General features: G+C 70.9%; 16 protein-coding genes. 8 read left to right on the forward strand and 8 right to left on the reverse strand.

Annotated features, from left to right (window positions below; genetic code table 11):
• Positions 1-277 precede the first annotated feature (277 nt).
• On the forward strand, positions 278-1,342 hold the full coding sequence (locus ABT186_RS35925) for a C40 family peptidase (protein WP_351225983.1): 1,065 nt from the start codon (positions 278-280) through the stop codon (positions 1,340-1,342).
• Between the two features lie 60 nt (positions 1,343-1,402).
• Here the strand turns inward: ABT186_RS35925 and ABT186_RS35930 are convergent, their stop codons facing one another.
• Both ABT186_RS35930 and ABT186_RS35935 read right to left on the reverse strand, forming a co-directional pair.
• Complete coding sequence (locus ABT186_RS35930) at positions 1,403-2,128, reverse strand: LuxR C-terminal-related transcriptional regulator (protein WP_351225959.1); 726 nt, start codon at positions 2,126-2,128, stop codon at positions 1,403-1,405.
• A complete protein-coding gene (locus ABT186_RS35935) occupies positions 2,125-3,453 on the reverse strand; it encodes an ATP-binding protein (RefSeq protein WP_351225961.1) in 1,329 nt (442 codons plus the stop codon). The genes ABT186_RS35930 and ABT186_RS35935 overlap by 4 nt, the downstream gene beginning before the upstream one ends.
• A 140-nt stretch (positions 3,454-3,593) precedes the next feature.
• Between ABT186_RS35935 and ABT186_RS35940 the strand changes: the two genes are divergently transcribed.
• Positions 3,594-5,054, forward strand: coding sequence for a PspC domain-containing protein (locus ABT186_RS35940; RefSeq protein ID WP_351928641.1), 1,461 nt, complete (start codon positions 3,594-3,596; stop codon positions 5,052-5,054).
• Positions 5,041-5,283, forward strand: coding sequence for a hypothetical protein (locus tag ABT186_RS35945; RefSeq protein WP_351225965.1), 243 nt, complete (start codon positions 5,041-5,043; stop codon positions 5,281-5,283). Before ABT186_RS35940 ends, ABT186_RS35945 begins: the two co-directional genes overlap by 14 nt.
• 38 nt (positions 5,284-5,321) lie before the next feature.
• Here the strand turns inward: ABT186_RS35945 and ABT186_RS35950 are convergent, their stop codons facing one another.
• Both ABT186_RS35950 and ABT186_RS35955 read right to left on the reverse strand, forming a co-directional pair.
• The gene (locus ABT186_RS35950) at positions 5,322-5,852 is read right to left on the reverse strand and encodes a DoxX family protein (RefSeq protein WP_351225967.1); all 531 of its coding nucleotides are present in this window, start codon (positions 5,850-5,852) and stop codon (positions 5,322-5,324) included.
• Between the two features lie 172 nt (positions 5,853-6,024).
• The gene (locus ABT186_RS35955; protein WP_351225985.1) at positions 6,025-7,314 is read right to left on the reverse strand and encodes a hypothetical protein; all 1,290 of its coding nucleotides are present in this window, start codon (positions 7,312-7,314) and stop codon (positions 6,025-6,027) included.
• A 291-nt stretch (positions 7,315-7,605) separates the two neighbouring features.
• Here ABT186_RS35955 and ABT186_RS35960 point away from each other — a divergent pair, with 291 nt between their 5' ends.
• Complete coding sequence (locus tag ABT186_RS35960) at positions 7,606-8,487, forward strand: DUF4429 domain-containing protein (protein WP_351928643.1); 882 nt, start codon at positions 7,606-7,608, stop codon at positions 8,485-8,487.
• Positions 8,488-8,505: 18 nt separating this feature from the next.
• On the opposite strand, the gene ABT186_RS35965 is transcribed toward ABT186_RS35960, so the two are convergent.
• Positions 8,506-9,300 (reverse strand): class II aldolase/adducin family protein, encoded by a 795-nt coding sequence (locus ABT186_RS35965; protein WP_351928645.1) that lies wholly within the window; start codon positions 9,298-9,300, stop codon positions 8,506-8,508.
• Between the two features lie 158 nt (positions 9,301-9,458).
• Here ABT186_RS35965 and ABT186_RS35970 point away from each other — a divergent pair, with 158 nt between their 5' ends.
• Positions 9,459-9,974 (forward strand): pyridoxamine 5'-phosphate oxidase family protein, encoded by a 516-nt coding sequence (locus ABT186_RS35970; protein WP_351928647.1) that lies wholly within the window; start codon positions 9,459-9,461, stop codon positions 9,972-9,974.
• 12 nt (positions 9,975-9,986) lie between these two features.
• Here ABT186_RS35970 and guaA read toward each other — a convergent pair whose 3' ends face one another.
• Positions 9,987-11,570, reverse strand: a complete 1,584-nt coding sequence (gene guaA / locus ABT186_RS35975) for a glutamine-hydrolyzing GMP synthase (RefSeq protein ID WP_351928649.1) — start codon at positions 11,568-11,570, stop codon at positions 9,987-9,989.
• A 351-nt stretch (positions 11,571-11,921) separates the two neighbouring features.
• Between guaA and ABT186_RS35980 the strand changes: the two genes are divergently transcribed.
• Together ABT186_RS35980 and ABT186_RS35985 are read left to right on the forward strand one after the other, a co-directional pair.
• A complete protein-coding gene (locus ABT186_RS35980; protein ID WP_351928651.1) occupies positions 11,922-12,254 on the forward strand; it encodes a chorismate mutase in 333 nt (110 codons plus the stop codon).
• A 1,295-nt stretch (positions 12,255-13,549) separates the two neighbouring features.
• Complete coding sequence (locus ABT186_RS35985) at positions 13,550-13,813, forward strand: hypothetical protein (protein ID WP_351928653.1); 264 nt, start codon at positions 13,550-13,552, stop codon at positions 13,811-13,813.
• Positions 13,814-13,862: 49 nt separating this feature from the next.
• On the opposite strand, the gene ABT186_RS35990 is transcribed toward ABT186_RS35985, so the two are convergent.
• Positions 13,863-14,969 (reverse strand): hypothetical protein, encoded by a 1,107-nt coding sequence (locus ABT186_RS35990; RefSeq protein ID WP_351928655.1) that lies wholly within the window; start codon positions 14,967-14,969, stop codon positions 13,863-13,865.
• A 116-nt stretch (positions 14,970-15,085) separates the two neighbouring features.
• Here ABT186_RS35990 and ABT186_RS35995 point away from each other — a divergent pair, with 116 nt between their 5' ends.
• Positions 15,086-16,189 carry an LPXTG cell wall anchor domain-containing protein gene (locus ABT186_RS35995; protein WP_351222743.1) on the forward strand — a complete coding sequence of 368 codons (1,104 nt, stop codon included), beginning with the start codon at positions 15,086-15,088 and terminating at the stop codon, positions 16,187-16,189.
• A 103-nt stretch (positions 16,190-16,292) separates the two neighbouring features.
• Here the strand turns inward: ABT186_RS35995 and ABT186_RS36000 are convergent, their stop codons facing one another.
• Positions 16,293-18,071 (reverse strand): GMC family oxidoreductase N-terminal domain-containing protein, encoded by a 1,779-nt coding sequence (locus ABT186_RS36000; RefSeq protein WP_351928657.1) that lies wholly within the window; start codon positions 18,069-18,071, stop codon positions 16,293-16,295.
• Positions 18,072-18,145: the final 74 nt, after the last annotated feature.

The following is an 18,145-nucleotide window of genomic DNA, read 5'->3' on the forward strand; positions in this document are numbered from 1 at the left end:
TGAAATCAGCGAGCCCAGGACGGGATCACGGTCACATAAGGTCACCAGGTAGTCCGCTCGCGCCAGTTCCGTACTTTGCGTCACAGTGCCATCACGGTGAGGTTTAGCGTCCTCCCCCAGGTGACCGGCTCCCCAACGCCGCCCGGGCCAGGGGCGGCCGTCGGACACCACCGCCGAGAAGGTCCGGCGGCGGCCCGTTCCCCCTGTGCGGGCCGCCGCCGGACGCGTGAGACCGCCCGTGGCCCCGGCGGTCGTACGAAAGGACGTGACGTCCCAGGTGGCAGCGCACCGCAAGCCCAGACAGCGTTCGCTCGGAGGCAACACGGCCCGGACCGCCGCCACGATCGCCCTCGCGGGAGCGGCGTCCGCGACCGGCTTCGACGGAACGGGGCATGCCGAGCCGCGGCTCTCACCGGCACAGGTCAAGGCCGAGATGGACCGGCTGTACCGGGAGGCGGAAGCCGCGACCGAGAAGTACGACGGTGCGAAGGAGCAGGCGGACAAGGCCAAGGCGCGGGTCGACGCGCTGCGGGACGAAGCGGCCCGCCGCACGGACCGGCTCAACTCGGCGCGCGAGGCGCTGGGTTCGGCCGCGGCGGCCCAGTACCGCAACGGGGGCATGGACCCCTCGGTGCAGCTCCTGCTCTCCTCGGATCCCGGGCGGTACCTCGACAACGCCGCGTTCGCCGAGCGGATCGACGGCCGGCAGGCGACGGCCGTGACACGCGTTCGCAGCCAGCTGCGGGAGATCGAGCGGCTGCGCGGGGCGGCACGCGTGGAACTCGCCTCCCTGAAGTCCCAGCAGGCGGAACTGCAGCGGCAGAAACGGACGATCAACGAGAAGCTGGGCGAGGCACGGCAGTTGCTGTCCCGGCTCACCGCGGGGCAGCGGGCGCAACTTGCGGCGGACGGGGGCGCCGGACGGGCGTCACGGGACGCGGTACGGGGACTGGGCCCGGTATCGGCCTCGGCGGCGACCGCGGAGGCGCCCAACACCCGGGCGGCGGCCGCGGTGGCGTACGTGTACGGCAAGCTCGGCAGCCCCTACGTCTGGGGTGCCACCGGCCCGGACGCCTTCGACTGCTCAGGCCTGGTGCAGGCCGCGTACCGCTCGGCGGGCATCTCGCTCCCCCGGACCACATACGCCCAGATCGACGCGGGCCGCCGCGTCTCGCGCTCCGAACTCCTCCCCGGTGACCTGGTGTTCTTCTACTCCGGGATCAGCCATGTGGGGCTCTATGTGGGGAACGGCCAGATGATCCACGCGCCGAATCCGTCGGCGCCGGTACGACTGGCGCCGATCGACGAGATGCCCTTCGCGGGGGCCACGCGGGTGACATGACCCGCCCTCTCCCGGAGCTGGGACGGCAGGCCCGGTGAGGGCCTGTCACACCAGGCCCTGTCACACCAGGCGGCGGGCCGTCGCCCAGCGGGTCAGCTCATGGCGGTTCGACAGCTGGAGCTTGCGCAGGACCGCCGAGACATGGGACTCGACCGTCTTCACCGAGATGAACAGCTGCTTGGCTATCTCCTTGTACGCATAACCGCGTGCGATGAGGCGCAGGACCTCGCGCTCACGCTGGGTGAGGCGGTCGAGGTCCTCGTCGACCGGCGGGGCGTCGGTCGAGGCGAAGGCGTCGAGGACGAAGCCGGCCAGGCGCGGCGAGAACACCGCGTCGCCGTCCTGTACCCGGAAGATGGAGTCGACGAGGTCCGAGCCGGTGATGGTCTTGGTGACATAGCCGCGGGCGCCGCCGCGGATCACCCCGATCACGTCCTCGGCGGCGTCCGACACGGACAGCGCCAGGAACCGGACCGGCTGCTCGGTGTCGGCCATCAACGGGGCGCAGCGGCGCAGCACTTCCACCCCGCCGCCGCCCGGCAGATGGACGTCGAGAAGGACCACCTCGGGCCGCGTCGTCGTGATCACCGATACGGCCTGGTCGACGTCCGCGGCCTCGCCGACGACCTCGACCCCGGTCCGCTCGGTCTGCCCGATCTCGGCCTGGACGCCTGTACGGAACATACGGTGGTCGTCCACGAGCACGACCCGTACGCGCCGCTCCCCCGCGCCCCCGCTCACGCGCTCCGGCTCCACCGGGCCGACCGGCTCGTTCGCGTCGCTCATGACGTCTTCTCCGCCCTCTCCATCTCCAGCTCGACCTCCGTGCCGCCGCCCGGAACCGCGCGCAGCCGTGCCGTCCCGCCGTTGCGCTCCATGCGGCCGATGATCGATTCTCTGACACCCATACGGTCGGCGGGAATCGTGTCGGGGTCGAAGCCGGGGCCGCGGTCACGGACGGACACGAAGACCGTCCTGCCCTCGACCTCGGCGTAGACCTGGACGGCGCCGCCCTCGCCACCGTACTTGGCGGCGTTCACCATTGCCTCGCGCGCGGCCTGCATCTGTGCGCCGATCCGCTCGTCGAGGGGGCAGTCGCCGACGATGACGACCTCGATGGGGACGCCGTGCTTGTCCTCCACCTCCGCCGCATTGCGCCGGACCGCCTCCGCGAGGGTGCCGGGCTCCTCGTCCTCGTCCTTGCCGGTGCCCTCCGGTTTGTAGAGCCAGGCGCGCAGGTCGCGCTCCTGGGCACGGGCGAGACGGCGTACCTCGTTCGCGTTCTCAGCATTGCGCTGGATCAGGGTCAGGGTGTGCAGGACCGAGTCGTGGACGTGGGCGGCGACCTCCGCGCGTTCCTGGGCTCGGATGCGCATCAGGCGCTCCTCGGACAGGTCCTGGGTCATCCGGATGAGGTACGGCCCGGCGAGCAGGGTTATGCCGACGAGGACCGCGAGCGCCGCCTGCAGGACGGAGCCGAGGTGGGCGGCGGAGCCCTGCAGCACGAAGATGCCCGAGACGCCGGCGGTGACCAGCAGGACACCGGCCGCGGCGCGCAGCAGGGTGAGGGTGCGCCGGCGGCTGCCGACCTCCATCCAGCGGGCCCGCCGTGCGTTGTCCGCCTGGCGCCAGACCAGGGCGACGCCCGCCGCGACCAGGACCGCCGGGATCAGATACGCCTTGGCCCCGCTGCTCAGGTTCACGCTGCCCACGAACGTCAGCGCGACGACGACCATGAGGAGCAGCGCGACGATCTGGCCGCGGTCGGGCTTGCGGGCGACCAGTCTGCGGCGACCGTCGGGCGAGGTCTCGGTGCTGACCAGGGACGGGGGTCGCCGGTCGTCGACACCGCCGACACCGAGCGGGACGAAGAACCAGAACGCGGCGTACAGCAGCGCGCCCAGGCCGTCCGCCATCATCAGGCCGACGAAGACCAGGCGCACCCAGATCACGGGCAGCCCGAGATGCCCGGCGAGCCCCCGCGCCACGCCCCCGAGCCAGCGTCCGTCGCTGCTGCGGTAGAGCTTGCGCGGCGGCCGCGGGTCGGTGAGGGGCACTGCTGCGGCGTCCGGCATGCCATCGATGGTCACACGACCGGCCCACCCGGGCATCAGGGTCGGTCCCCTAGACTCCCCTGATCTTCATCTCACGGTGATCGAACGCTTCCCCCGAGGCTGTCAGGGCAGATTTCAGGGTTCGGCCAGGGTCGTCCCGACTGCCGCCGGGCCGCCGCGCCGGAGACCATGGACGCATGACAGATCAGCAGCACGCGGCAGCGGGGCGGGGCCTCGGCGCGGAGCGGGGCTCCGGCGCGGGGCCCGGCCCGGCCGGCGACCCCACGTCCGGCGGCTCCGCGCGCGCCGTGGGAGAGGAGCCGCGCGCGCACGGGGCCGACGCGGGTGGCCCCGCGGACGACGGCACCGCGGTGGCCGAGGGCCCCGACCGGTTCCGGCGCGACCAGCGGTACAAAATGCTGGCGGGCGTCTGCTCGGGCCTGGCCCGGCAGTGCGACATGGACCCGGTGATCTTCCGTATCGTCCTCGCGGTGCTCTCCGCGACGGGCGGCCTCGGCCTCATCTTCTACGGCTTCGTCTGGCTCCTCGTCCCGTACGAGGACGAGGAGGAGAACGAGATCCGCAAGCTGCTGACGGGCCGCGTCGACGGGCAGGCCCTGGCCGCGGTCCTCTTCGCCCTGGTGGGCTGCGGAGTCTTCCTGTCGATGCTCAGGAACGGCGGGGTGCTGACCTTCGCCACCATACTGTCCCTGCTTCTCGCGGGCGCGGGGTACTGGTCGCGCCAGCGCGGCGCCGCCGACCCCGACTTGCTCGCCGCGCAGGCCGTGGCGGACGCCCCGCCGGAGGCGACGGCACCGCCGGTCCCCGCCTCCTACCCCTCCTGGTGGCGCGACCCCATCGTCAAGGACGGCACGCACGTGGGCGGCACGGGCTATCTGTGGGGTCCGGCCGACACGCCCAGCCGTGACGTCTCGGCGGCGGTCAACATCGCCCGCGGCTCGTCGTACGCACAGCAGATGGCGTACGCACAGCAGATACGGACCGCGCAGCCGCCGAAGCCGCGGGGACCGCGTTGGATCGGCGGCTGGGTGTTTCTGCTCGCCCTGGTCGCGGGCGCTCTGGGCACCGGCCTGACCTGGAACGGCCAGGTGCTCGGCACCAGCCTGCAGACGGGCCTGGCCTGCGCGCTCGTCGTGTTCGGCGTGGGCATCGCGGTCAGCTCGTTCCTGGGACGTACGGGCGCGGGCTCGATCTTCCTCGCGATCCTCACGGCAGGTCTGCTCGCCGCGTCCGCCGCCCTGCCGAAGGACATCAGCACGCACTGGACGCGCACGACCTGGGCACCGGCCTCGGCGGCGGCCGTCCAGGAGAGATACGAACTGGGCACCGGCGTCGGCACCCTGGACCTCACCCATGTGAAGCTCGGCAGGAACGACACGCTGACGACCCGGGCGGAGGTGGGCGCGGGCCAGCTCAAGGTGGTGGTCCCGCCCAACGCGACGGTGAAGCTCAAGATCGACACGGGAGTCGGGGACATCCAGTTGCCGGGCGACAACAAGAAGGACGTGGACGTTCAGCCGGGCAAGCACCGGCAGCTGACGCTCGCCCCCGCGTCCGGGACGAAGAGCGCGGCCACGCTCGACCTCAGCCTCGAGGTCGGCGTGGGCCAGGTGGAGGTGTCCCGTGCTGCGTCATGAGTTCCAGCCCGGCCGGCTGATAGCTGGCGTCGCCCTGGCCACCGCGGGCGCCCTCTACCTGGGGGACGCGGCCGGGGCCTGGGAGACTCCGTGGTTCGGGATCCTCCCGGTCGTCAACGGCGGCCTGTGCCTCGCGGCCGTGACGGGACTGCTGACCCGCGCGATACGCAAGGGCCGCTCGGCCCGCAGGGAACAGCACGCCGAACGGGACGAGGTGGCGGCCCCGTAGCGGCGAGGTGGCGGCCCCGCAGCTCCGGAGGACAGGCCCTAGCGATACTCGCCCGCGCGTTGCCGCCGCCGTGAGCGGATGGCGGCGTCGAGGGAGAGAACCGAGGCGCCGGCAAGGATCAGCGGGAGCCAGGCCATGAGGTAGGGGAGGTCGTTGCCGTAGTAGTAGGGGCTGGAGGACCAGCTCACGGTCAGCCACAGGCTCAGTGAGATGAGCGCGCCGCCGAGCGCGGCGAGCCGGGACAGCAGCCCGATGAGCGTGCCTATGCCGACGGCCAGTTCGCCCAGGGCGATGGCGTAGCCGAAGCCGACGGGGTTCTTCAGCGCGAGGTCGACCATGGCCGGGATCGCCGACGAGTCGCGCACGCCGCGCATCATGTCGCCGATGGAACCGGAACCGGAGTCGTGCATGAAGGCGCTGCTGGTGAGTTTGTCCAGGCCCGCATAGATGAAGGTGACGCCCAGGAAGACGCGCAGGGGGAGCAGGGCGTACCGGGTGGCGGTGTCCCGCCAGGCGCGGCCTTCGTCGAGATAGGGACTGTGGGTGTCCGTGCGAATGCCATGAGTCATCGTGTCTGCCGCCTCTCGCCCGCCTGTCGTTGACCCCTCAACAGAACATACGTGTCAACAGACCATACGTACGAAAGGCGGCAGCCACTCAAGGGCTGCGCACCCTGTTTCCGTCAAATCCCGCCCCTGGGGGCTCCGCCCCTCAGCCCACCCGTATGGGGGCTGGGTCGGCTCACTCCGTCACATCGATGGCCACCCTGTTCGTCTCCACACCCGCGGCGGTCACCACCTGGACCTCCACTCTTCCGGGCTCCACGTCCGCCGGTACCGGCACGGTCAGGAGCGTGTCCGTGGGGTTGCTGAAGCCGCCGGGCACCGGAACCAGGGGGACGTGGACGTGTACCGCGCCGATGCGGACCACCATCCGGGACAGCCGGTCCGCGCTCTGGGCGCCGGGCGGTACGAAACCGGCACCGCGGATCTCGATGTCGTCGCCCGTGCGGATCGGGGCATCCAGATCGCCCGCCTCCCGCGCGCGGACCACCGAGAGAACCACCGGACGGCCGCCCTCCGCGTACTTGCCCGCGAGATACGTGGCCGCCGAGACCAGCACCAGCAGTGCCAGGCCCCACGGCAGGTCGGGCAGCTGGTCGGGGCGGCGGGCCAGCCGGACCACCGCGAAGGCCAGGGCGACCGCGCTGGTCACCACGTACTGCGTGTCCGCGAAGCTGCCCCGCCCGGAGTCGTCCGTCAGCAGGTCCGCCGCCCGCGGCCGGTCGGCGCGCACCTTCTGCAGGCGCTGGCCCAGCACCCGCAGCCCGACCACGCGCCGCACCAGCACCGCGATTCCGCACGCGACCGCGATCACGGTCACCACGCCCACCCCGCGCGCGAGGTCGAGCCCGGCGATCAGCGCGTCCCGCCGGCCGTGCGCGGAGGCTGCGGCCAGCTCGCAGACCAGCACCAGCACCGCGTACACCACGAACAGCACCCAACTCGCCGCCACCGCACGGGAGGTCGACAGCCGGTTGTCCTCCCCGATGACGGGCGCCAGCGCCCCGCCGCGCGCCCGGTGCAGATACCCCGCGGCGGTCAGCGCGGAGCCCACCAGCACCGCCGCGACCAGCCCGGCCGTCCGCGCCACGGACCACCCCGCGCCGATCGCCGTCAGCGCCTGGACCAGCAGCAGGACGCCCACCACGCCCCACACCCAGGCCGCGGTACGCCGCCACAGCCGGCCCAGCCAGGCCTCGCCGTCGGCCCGGCTCCGCTCGGCGACGAGGTCCGCGGACTGGGTCAGCTCATCGGACACCCACTGGCGGGACGCGGACACGGAGTGCGCGACCGCCGAGGGCAGCCCCTGCCCGGACGCGAACTCCTCCCGTTTCGCCAGGAATTCGGCAACGGCGCGCCTGTGCCCCTCACGCGCGCCGTGCGGGCAGTCCCCGCAGGTGCAGCCACCGTCGTGCGCACCCGGACCGCTCCCGCGCCCCGTGCCCTGCCTCGCCTCCTGCACCGCCACGCCCGCTGCCGCCTTCCCGCGCCGGATCACCATGCGGCATCCGGCCGCCGTACGGCCGGACACCCCCGCCCGGCCGCCTCCCGGACGGGCTCTTCGTCCGCACGGCCGGCCGGACGGCCACGCCTTGCAAGCGCTCTCCAACCGCCGTACAACTGCCGTGCGACGACAGCGAATTGTGCCCTACGAAACACGCCCCGCGTTCGCCTGGTCCGGTCCGGGCGGGTGAAAGAGCGAGCCCTTGGTTGACCGTCGTCGAAAACCCCCTGTTGACCAGGCTGCGAGAATTTCCCTATGGCCGAGATCATCCAGCGCGACGGGACCTGGGCCTTCGACGGCAGCACGGTCCGGATCACGCCGGGGCTCCACCGCTCGGTGCCGCTGTTCCGGCAGACGTACGGGGAGATCGCCGTGCCCCTGGAAGCGATCGCCGGCGTCGTCTTCGAGCCCGAACGCAAGCGCGGCCGACTCCGGCTCCGGCTGCGCGAGGGCGCCGATCCGCTGCTCCAGGCGACGGGCGGCCGGCTGCCGGACGCGGCGGATCCGTACCGGCTGACCGTGGACATCGACCGCTCCGGCGTCGCCGAGTACATCGCGGAGGAGATCCGCCACTGTCTGCTGCTGGAGCAGATCCCCAAGGAACCGGCCAAGGCCTATCTTCTCCCCGGGCCGCCCGTCCCCGTTTCGGTCCGGTCCAGCGACGGCACCGTCTCCTTCGACGGTGCCAAGGTACGGATCGACTGGAGCGACACCTCCGACCGGGTGAAGCGCGCGACCGGCCCGCGCATCATCAACACAGGGGACCTGGTCCAGGTCGAGTGGCTGCCCAACTCGGGTTACGAGGACGGTTTCCTGCGCTTCGTCACGCGCGAGACCGTGTTCTCCAAACTGCCGGCCGAGAAGGACCCGTACGCCCTCGACCTGTGGGGCAGCGCCCGCCGCGATCTGCTCACCGCCCTAGTCGCAACCGCGGTCACGGCCCGTCTGCCGCATCCCTCCAGCCGTGCGGTGGACCATCTGGAGCGCCCGCAGCTCGCCGCCGCCGTGCCGCCGTCCGCCGACCACCACGACGTACTCCTTCGCCGACTGCGGGAGTTGGGGGAACTGCACCGCGAGGGCGTCCTCACGGACGAGGAGTTCGCGGCGACGAAGGCGGCCGTACTGCGCGGCTTCTGACCACCCCCGGTACCGCCGTCAGCTCAGCAGATCCGGCTCGCTGCGGCTGATGTCCTGCCACAGCGGCTGGTAGTTGATCCAGGCCACCAGGTCCCCGCCGAGCTGCTCCCGCGTCGCCACCGCCTGCCGGTGGTCGATCAGCATGGGCCGTCCCGCCGCCTTGGCGGTCAGCTGGACCTGGCAGGAGCGCTCCATCGAGACAAACCACCAGGCCGCCGCGTCCACCGAGTCGCCGACCGTCAGCAGCCCGTGGTTGCGCAGGACGAGCGCCTTGCGCGAGCCGAGCGCGGTCGCGATCCGGCGTCCCTCCTCCGCGTCCACGTTGACGCCGGTGTAGGCGTCGTAGAGGGCGTGGTCCTCGTAGAAGGCGCAGGACTCCTGCGTGATCGGGTCGAGCAGGTCGCCGAGTGCGGACAGGGCCCGCCCGTGCACCGAGTGGCAGTGGGCGACCGCGACGACATCGGGGCGGGCGGCGTGCACCTGGGCATGCACGGTGAACGCCGCCTGGTTCACGTGGTAGCGGCCGTCGATCACCTGCCCGTCCTGGTTGGCCAGCACCAGGTCGCTCACGGTGACGTGCTTGAACGGCATCCCGAACGGGTTGACCCAGAAGCAGTCGCTCCATTCGGGGTCGCGTGCGGTGATGTGCCCGGAGACCCCGTCCTCGAAGCCGAGCCGTCCGAAGATCCGCAGTGCTCCGGCCAGCCGTTCCTTCCGGTGCTGTCGCTCGTCGTCCAGCGACTCGTGCATCGGCGGCATGGCGAACTGCAGCTGATCGGTGGGCAGGGGAAGCGGCGGGGTCGGCCCGTGCATGTGTCCTCCAGCACTGGGTTCCTTTACGGAGCGGAAGTTACCGTCGGTCTCCGCAGGAGAACAGGGGCGTTCCGTGAAGAGAGTGCGCAACCGTTACCTGCTTTCCGGGCCGGAATACCGGACAGAAGATGTCGGATATGGGCGCGAGACTCGGTCGTATGAGCCGTACGAGCCCCGTGAACTGGTCCGCTTTCGCTTCCGCCGCACCCGCACTCGCCGAGATCGCCGAGGCGCGCTTCGGCGGCGGGGGTGCGGAGATGTCCCCCGCAGAACACAGCACCCATCATGTCCTGGCGACCCTCCGCAAGGACGGCTCGCCCCGGACCTCAGGTCTGGAGGTCCGTTTCCTGCACGGCGAACTGTGGCTCGGCATGATGCCGGGCTCGCTCAAGGCGCTGGATCTGCACCGTGACCCGCGTTTCGCGCTGCAGTCGAACCCGGGGCCGGGCACCGACATGGCCGGCGGCGACGTGCGGATCAGCGGGCGGGCCATCGAGGTCGAGGACGCCGGAACGAAGGGCGCCTACATGCAAGAGGTGGAACCGCCGCAGCCGTTCCACCTCTTCCGCACCGAGCTGACGGAGGTCGTACGGACCTACGTCGAGGACGACACCTATCTGGTCGTCGAGATCTGGAAGCCCGGAGAGCCGGTGCGCACCCTCAAGCGGACCTGAGCGCGAAGGGGCTCACTCCCACTCGATGGTGCCCGGCGGCTTCGAGGTCACGTCGAGGACGACGCGGTTGACGTCGCGGACCTCGTTGGTGATCCGGGTCGAGATCTTCGAGAGCACGTCGTACGGGAGCCGGGACCAGTCGGCCGTCATGGCGTCCTCGGAGGAGACCGGGCGCAGCACGATCGGGTGGCCGTACGTCCGGCCGTCGCCCTGGACGCCCACGCTGCGGACGTCGGCGAGCAGGACCACCGGGCACTGCCAGATCTCGCGGTCGAGACCGGCCGCGGTCAGCTCCTCGCGGGCGATGGCGTCGGCCTCACGGAGCAGGTCGAGCCGCTCCTTGGTGACCTCGCCGACGATGCGGATGCCGAGGCCAGGGCCCGGGAAGGGCTGGCGCTGGACGATCTCCTCCGGCAGGCCGAGCTCCTGGCCGACCATGCGGACTTCGTCCTTGAACAGCTTGCGCAGCGGCTCGATGAGCTTGAACTCGAGGTCCTCGGGGAGGCCGCCCACGTTGTGGTGGGACTTGATGTTGGCCGTGCCGGTGCCGCCACCGGACTCGACCACGTCCGGGTAGAGGGTGCCCTGGACGAGGAACTCGACCGGCTCGCCGCTCTCGCCGGCCTCGGCGATGATCTCCGCCTGGGCCTGCTCGAAGACGCGGATGAACTCGCGGCCGATGATCTTCCGCTTCTCCTCGGGGTCGGAGACGCCCTGGAGTGCGGTGAGGAAGCGCTCCTCCGCGTCGACGACCTTCAGCTGGACGCCGGTGGCCGCGACGAAGTCCTTCTCGACCTGCTCGGTCTCGCCCTTGCGCATCAGGCCGTGATCGACATACACGCAGGTCAGCTGGGAGCCGATGGCCTTCTGCACGAGGGCGGCGGCGACGGCGGAGTCCACGCCGCCGGACAGACCGCAGATGGCGCGCCTGGTGCCGACCTGCTCGCGGATCGCCTCGACCTGCTCCTCGATCACATTGCCCGTGGTCCAGGTCGGGGTCAGGCCCGCGCCGCGGTACAGGAAGTGCTCCAGCACCTGCTGGCCGTGCGTGGAGTGCATGACCTCGGGGTGGTACTGGACGCCGTAGAGCCTCTGCTCGTCGTTCTCGAAGGCGGCGACCGGGACGACGTCCGTGGACGCCGTGACGGTGAAGCCCTCGGGGGCGGCGGAGCAGGCGTCGCCGTGGGACATCCAGACGGACTGCTCTGCGGGAGTGCCCTCGAAGAGGGTGGAGGACGGCCTGGAGACGGCCAGCGCCGTACGGCCGTACTCGCGCGCCCCCGTGTTGACCACCGTGCCGCCGAGGGCCTGGGCCATCAGCTGGAAGCCGTAGCACATACCGAAGACGGGGACTCCGGCCTCGAACAGAGAGCGGTCGACGGTCGGGGCGCCCTCCTCGTAGACCGACGAGGGGCCGCCGGAGAGGATGATGGCCGCCGGGTTCTTGGCGAGCATCTCCTCGACCGGCATGGTGCTCGGCACGATCTCGCTGTAGACCCGGGCCTCGCGGACGCGACGGGCGATGAGCTGGGCGTACTGCGCGCCGAAGTCGACGACCAGGACGGTGTCGGGGGCGGCGGTTGTCGCTGATGACACGGGTTGCCTTCCGGCGGCTTGACAGGGGGCTGTAGAAGCGATTCTAACGGGGTGGCCGGAAGCACCCTCCCGCTTCAGCGAGTACTCCATCCGCCTGCTCGTGCCCTCTCACCATCCGAGCCTGCTTGGACACGGCCTGCAACCGCGGCATACTGAGCCCATGCTCACGCACCCGACCTTCGTCTTTACCTATGGCAACCGGCCCGCCGGATGCCATGGTCGTGCTGCTTGAGCAATTGACAAGCGACTTCCCAGGCGCCCCGGGCCGATACGGTCCGGGGCGCCTGGCGTTTGCGGACCGTACCGATCCGGGGCACCTCATCCCGACACCGATCCTGAGGAGACCCGGACATGACCACCATCAGCAGCGAGCAGAGGGCCGCCGACGAGACGGCGACCGAGAAGACGCCGGCCGAGAAGACCGGCGCCCGCACCCCCGAGGCCGTCCAAGTGATCTCCGGCGCCCGCGAACGCATCGACGCCCTCGACGACCGCATCATCGGACTCATCCAGGAGCGCATGGCGGTCTCCGCCGTCATCCAGGAGGCCCGTATCGCCTCCGGCGGACGCCGGGTGAACCTCTCCCGCGAGATGGAGGTCCTCGGCCGCTACCGGGAGGCCCTCGGCAAGCCCGGCACCGCCCTGGCGATGACCCTGCTCGAGCTGTGCCGGGGCCGCATCTGACGACGGGCGCAGATCCTTGTACGACGGGCGTCCAGTGCACCCACGTTCCCATGCCCACTCACCCGTACGGCGCGTGACCGGGCCCGCGCGGGGTTCGTTGGTCCCAGTGTCCGTGCCAGCCAGGGGCGGGCCCGAAAGAACCACGCGTGGCTCCACTGGAGCGGTGAGGCGTACGGATCGTGCTGTGCGTCGTGGGACCTCGCTCCAGGATTGTGACCGGGCGGCAGGGGACAGCAGCCCGGTCACCCAAGAGAACGGCCGGCTCCGGGGACGCCCGGGGCCGACCGGCGGAATCTGTTCAAGGGTGGCCGAAACGGTTGCGCAGGCCGTGACCCATCCAGCACGATGCGAAGAACAACCCGTCGGCAGAAGTACAGACAACCGGACAGCCCCGAGTCCTCGAGGACTCGAGTCCCCGGCAGACAACTGCATCGCTCCCCCACCCGACTGCCAATGGTCGACACCACGCGCGCTCCCCGAGCGCGCCGGGCGCACCACCGGCGGTCACGCAGGCAAGCGGCGCAACCCCCCGGCGCCGCTCCCAGGCACCGGCGCTGCCCTGACGTCGGTGCTGACGGAGAAGGGCCCCGCGGACTCCCCCGCCCTCTCGGCTCAGCCCGAGCGGGGGTTCCCCCCGCCGCGGGGCCCTTCGCTTGCCCTTTCATCTGCCCTTTCACCTGCCCTTTCACCTGCCCTTCAGGGTCCCCCAGGTCCTGGTGGCCGCATCAGCCGGTGTTCGCCCTGCGGCGTTGGGGCGGTGGGCCAGGCATGGCCCGGTCGCGAGCTGTCCGGACTACGCTGCGGCGCGTGAGCCACCATGTCACCGAGGTGCCCGAGGGGCTGAGCCGGATGGCCGACTCCTTCCTTCACCTTCACGCTGTCCGGGTAGGGCGGCTACCCGTGGAGCGATTTCGAACGAAGTGGCTGGATTTGGGTATTCCGGGCGCAGTCATCGATCGGGTGGCGGAGTACGAGATGCGATGGGGCGGGCTCGTGCTGCCTCCGGCGCCCTGGTACGAAGGCGGACCTCGCGTGCTCAGCGCGGACCTTCCTGAAGGTTCCCCGGAAGAAGGCTGGTGGCTCCCGGCAGGGGACCAGCGCTGTTCCCTCTCGTTCAGCTTCCTGATCGGCCCTGATGGCGAGTTCGGGATCCACGGCGACCGATGGACCCCGCTGCATTCCAGTGTCGAAGGTTGGGTCGAGTCCGTGGCCCTCGCTCACCACGCGGCGAGGTCGGGATCCACGGCGACCGATGGACCCCGCTGCATTCCAGTGTCGAAGGTTGGGTCGAGTCCGTGGCCCTCGCTCACCACGCGGCGAGGTCGGCGCAGAGGATCACCTCGGTGTCGGGAGAGGCCGTGGAGGGCCTTGATCTCGACGCCTTGGAGCCGGTGTCGCTGGTGGCGGGCGTTGCCGACGCCTGGTGGCGAGGTCCCGACTCATTGGTGGCGGTCTATCGGGGTGAGGCCGATTGCCCGGGGAGGCCGGAGTTGCTGCAGGCTCACATCTACGACGGCCTGTCCAAGCACGCGTTCCGGTTCGACCAGGGCCTGTTCTGAGTTCCCCGTCGTCCGCGCGGCGCGGGCGACGGGGAACTCAGAACAGGCCCTAGGTCCGCGACACCGTCCCGCACGTGCGGTCGTCCCCCTGGCCCAGGTCCCGGCTGCGGTCGTACGGGTCGGTCGTCGGGCCCGACGGTGCGGTGCCCGTGGGGGCCGTCGAGGGGAACTGCGGGTGCAGGAATCCGTCGTGGACGCCGCAGGCCGAGTTGCCGGAGGACTCGTCGTAGCGGATGAGCTGGAGCTTGCCCGGTGTGACCGTGTACTTCGCCGGGTCGACCAGCTCGGTCTCGACGACGCGGCGCACGATGGTGCGGGCCACCTCCTTGGAGTCGCCCCGGGACAGCGGGTAGACGAAGGTGTAGTCGGCGTGGATGCGGACCGAGGCCTGCTCGCCGGGGGCGAAGGTGATGCGGCCGCGGACCTTGACGACCGTCCCCACGAGCCGCACCTCGCCGGGATCGAAGCGGCTGAAGAGCAGCAGCGGGTCGTACTTCTTGTCGGGGGTGGTGAGGGACCGGTTCAGGTTGTCGAGGACGTCCGGCTCTTTGGGGTCCAGCACCCCGAGCGCCGCCGTTGGACGACCGCCGAGCAGGGTCTTGGGGTTGAGGTTCGCGTCGACGAGCAAGGCCTTCGTCTGCTGCAGTGCGGTGGCCACCTGGGCCTTGGAGAACGAACCGACCGCGGTGGCCGGCGGCAGCACGACCCCGGCCGCGCCGTCCGCCCAGCGCAGGGCCGGGGAGCCGGCGAAGGGGTGGTCGAGGGTCGGGGTGTCCGGGTCCGCGGCGGAGGGCGGCGCGGTGGGGCGCGCGGTCTCGACGGGCAGCGGGGACGCCTTCCCGCCGGAACGGGTGCCGAACGGATCGCCGGGGATCAACGACGGCTTCATGGCCACCACGCCGACCGCGAGCACGAGCAGCAGACCGAGCACCGTCCACACGCGACGGCGCGTCCGGCGGGCGGCGGCCGGAGGGGCGCGCCAGCCCTCGGGGCTCACCCCCTGGGCGTCCTGCTGCCGCAGCCGCTCGGTCACCATGCGCGCGCGTGCGGACGGTTCCTTGGGCGCGGAGGCGCGGATGTCGCGCTCGGTGTCGCGGGCGAATCGTTCCCAGACGTCGTCGGGGAGGGAGGGTTCCTCTGAGTGCTGGTCAGACACGAGGGTCAGTTGTACGGGGAGTCAAAGGGTGTTCACAAGGCGCACCCGCATGTGACTCAGCCCACATAAATTCCCTGTGAATACGAGGGCAACCATTCACAGGTTGCACAGGTCACATGTACCGAATCACGGGCCACACCCGCGCCCCACACGCGGAGGCCTCCCCCAAGATGTGTGTGCCGCACCGGGGCGGCACCACCGGACTTTTCGAGGTCTTCATGAAGCTTCGTCGTGCCCTGGCCGCTGCGGCGGCCACGGCCGCCATAGCCCCGCTCGCGCTGCTGTCGGCGCCGGCCGCCTTCGCCGAGGAAAGCCCGACGGCCTCCGTCACCCCGGCGGGGAGCATCAGCGGGTCGCCGAGCAGCTCCGCGTCCGAGACCAGCACCACGACGCCGGCCGCGACCGAGAACACGGGGACGTCCTCGTCGACGCCGACCGCCTCGTCGCCCGCGGGCAAGTCGTCCGCGTCGGCCACCACGTCGGCCACGCCGACCCGGAGTGCGGAGCCGACCAGCCCACCGACGCCCTGCTCCGACGGCATCGACGACCCGGACTCCCAGCTGACCATCTCCGTCTCCGGCCTTCCGGGCAAGATCGTCGCGGGCAGCGGCTGGCACAACTTCAAGCTCACCGCGGCCAACCACAGCGACCAGTCCCTCGGCCAGGTGCAGTGGCTCGCGGCCATCGACAACGATGCGGAGAGCGACAACGAGAAGGACTGGCTGAGCACTTACGCTCAGCTCGAGTACTTCAACCCTGCGACCAAGGCCTGGGAGTCCCTCGCGGACGAAATCGGCAACGGCTTCTACTTCGGGGAGACGCCGCTGGGAGCCAAGCAGACGGTCGACATCAAGCTGCGGGTCAACATCACGGCCAAGGCCCCTGCCGGGGCAGGCTACAGCGTGGGCCTGGGCGGATACGTGGACCAGGAGAAGAACTGCACTCACAGTGCATTCGACTACTACGAGTTCACCGTCCTCAAGCCCGGCAGCACCAACAACGACCCGGGCCACGCCAAGCCCGGCAAGGGTCAGAAGCCGGCCGGCGGCAAGCAGCCGCAGGGCGGTGCCGCCGAGATCCCGGCCACCGGCAGCCTCGCCTCCACCGGTTCCTCCTCCGCGCTCCCGATCATCGGCCTCGTCGGCGGTGTCGCCGTCGTCGCCGGTGGCGGTGTCGTGTTCGCGGTGCGGCGCCGGAAGACGGGTGGCCACGCCGCGTAAAGCCGGCATCCGTACAAGGACTGCGTAGGGCGCCAAGCGCGCCCCGCACAAAGGAAGAAGGACCTGGGCTCGGAGGGGGGCACAGGTCCTTCTTCCGTGTGTGCTACTTCTTCGGCGGTACGGCCGGCATGCCCAGGAACGGCAGCCGCAGCGCGCCGAACGCCTCTGCCGGCACCGCCGGTTGGCGCGGCTCCACCGGCTTGAGGCGTTCGTACGCCGCCCCCTGCGCCGGACGCGGGTCCGCCTCCCCCTTGTTCGGCCAGTACGACATCGCCCGCTCGGCCTGGGCGGTGATCGTCAGCGAAGGGTTGACGCCCAGGTTCGCCGATACCGACGCGCCGTCGACCACCGAGATACCGGGGTGGCCGTACAGCCGGTGGTACGGGTCGATCACGCCCGTCTCGCGTGAGGCGCCGATCGGGCAGCCGCCGAGGAAGTGCGCGGTCAGGGGCGTGCCCATCAGTTCGCCCACGTTGCTGCCCGCGAAACCGTTGATCTCGGCGGCGAGCGCGGACGCCGCCTCCGACGCCGCCCTGATCTGCTTCGGGTTGGGCGCACCGTGCCCCTGGCGGGCCGTGAGCAGGCCCTTCCCCGCGCCCTTCGGCTTCAGGTACGTCGTCAGGGAGTTGTCCAGCGACTGCATCACCAGGCCGATGATGGTCCGTTCCGACCAGCGGCGGTTGGAGAGGGAGCGCACCATCAGCCACGGGTGCCGCGCCGCGTTCGCCAGCCACGCCAGGGCCCGGGAGGAGCCCTCCGCGTACGGGACCTGGAGGATCGACAGACCGCCCATCGCGTTCGACCCCTTGCCGTAGCGGACCGGCTCGATGTGCGTGTTCTCGTCCGGGTGGATCGATGACGTGATCGCCACGCCTTGTGTGAAGTCCGCCTTCGCCGTGCCGTGCGCCCTGCGGTAGCGGCGGTTGTCGGTCTGCGCGCCCACCAGCGCCTCGGAGTTGGTGCGGGTCAGCTCGCCCAGCCGGTCGGAGAGGTACGGCAGTTGGCCGTTCTCCTTCATGCGGTGCAGCAGGGTCTGCGTACCGTATGTGCCGGCCGCGAGGACGACCCGCCGGGCCTTGAAGATCCGGCCCTTCCCCTTGCGCTTCTCGTCCGTCGGCAGGGTCGCGACGGCGTACCCGCCCCGCGAGTCGTCCGTGACCGACACGACCGTCGTCATGGGGTGGACGACCGCGCCCGCCTTCTCGGCGAGGTGGAGGTAGTTCTCGTTGAGGGTGTTCTTCGCTCCGTGGCGGCATCCCGTCATGCACTCACCGCACTCGGTGCACGCCCGGCGGGAGGGGCCGACGCCGCCGAAGTACGGGTCCGGGACCTCTGCTCCGGGCCTGGCCCTGGCCGTTCCGTCCGCGTCCTCTCCGTCACCGAAGAAGACCCCCACCGGCGCCATGTGGAAGGTGTCCCCGACGCCCATCCGCTGGGCGGCCGCCTTGAGGTGGACGTCCGAGGGGGTCATCGTCGGGTTGAGCCGCACACCCAGCATGCGCCGCGCCTGGTCGTAGTACGGCTTCAGCTCCTCCTGCCAGTCGGTGATGTCCTTCCACTGCGGGTCGTCGAAGAACGCCTTCGGCGGTACGTAGAGGGTGTTGGCGTAGTTGAGGGAGCCGCCGCCCACACCGGCGCCCGCCAGCACCATCACGTTGCCCAGCAGGTGGATGCGCTGGATGCCGTACATGCCGAGGGCGGGCGCCCACAGGTAGTTCTTGAGGTCCCAGGAGTTCTTGGGGAGGGAGTCGCGGGTGAAGCGGCGGCCGGCTTCCAGGACGCCGACGCGGTAGCCCTTCTCGGTCAGCCGTAGGGCGGTGACGGAGCCGCCGAAGCCGGAGCCCACGACTATGACGTCGTAGTCGTAACCGTCCTGTGGCACGTGCGTTCTCCCCTTTGCGTGTGCAGTGCGGGCCGTCTTTGGTTGCTCGCGCAGTTCCCCGCGCTCTTTTCGGG

It is taken from the genome of Streptomyces sp. NPDC001634, from assembly GCF_040298185.1.
In the GTDB taxonomy this organism is placed as follows: domain Bacteria; phylum Actinomycetota; class Actinomycetes; order Streptomycetales; family Streptomycetaceae; genus Streptomyces.

Coding starts and splice junctions, on each gene's coding strand:
- ABT186_RS35930 (WP_351225959.1), bottom strand. CDS start 2,128: ATGAGCGACGCGAACGAGCCGGTCGGCCCGGTGGAGCCGGAGCGCGTG.
- ABT186_RS35935 (WP_351225961.1), bottom strand. CDS start 3,453: ATGCCCGGGTGGGCCGGTCGTGTGACCATCGATGGCATGCCGGACGCC.
- ABT186_RS35940 (WP_351928641.1), top strand. CDS start 3,594: ATGACAGATCAGCAGCACGCGGCAGCGGGGCGGGGCCTCGGCGCGGAG.
- ABT186_RS35950 (WP_351225967.1), bottom strand. CDS start 5,852: ATGACTCATGGCATTCGCACGGACACCCACAGTCCCTATCTCGACGAA.
- ABT186_RS35960 (WP_351928643.1), top strand. CDS start 7,606: ATGGCCGAGATCATCCAGCGCGACGGGACCTGGGCCTTCGACGGCAGC.
- ABT186_RS35965 (WP_351928645.1), bottom strand. CDS start 9,300: ATGCACGGGCCGACCCCGCCGCTTCCCCTGCCCACCGATCAGCTGCAG.
- ABT186_RS35970 (WP_351928647.1), top strand. CDS start 9,459: ATGAGCCGTACGAGCCCCGTGAACTGGTCCGCTTTCGCTTCCGCCGCA.
- ABT186_RS35980 (WP_351928651.1), top strand. CDS start 11,922: ATGACCACCATCAGCAGCGAGCAGAGGGCCGCCGACGAGACGGCGACC.
- ABT186_RS35995 (WP_351222743.1), top strand. CDS start 15,086: ATGTACCGAATCACGGGCCACACCCGCGCCCCACACGCGGAGGCCTCC.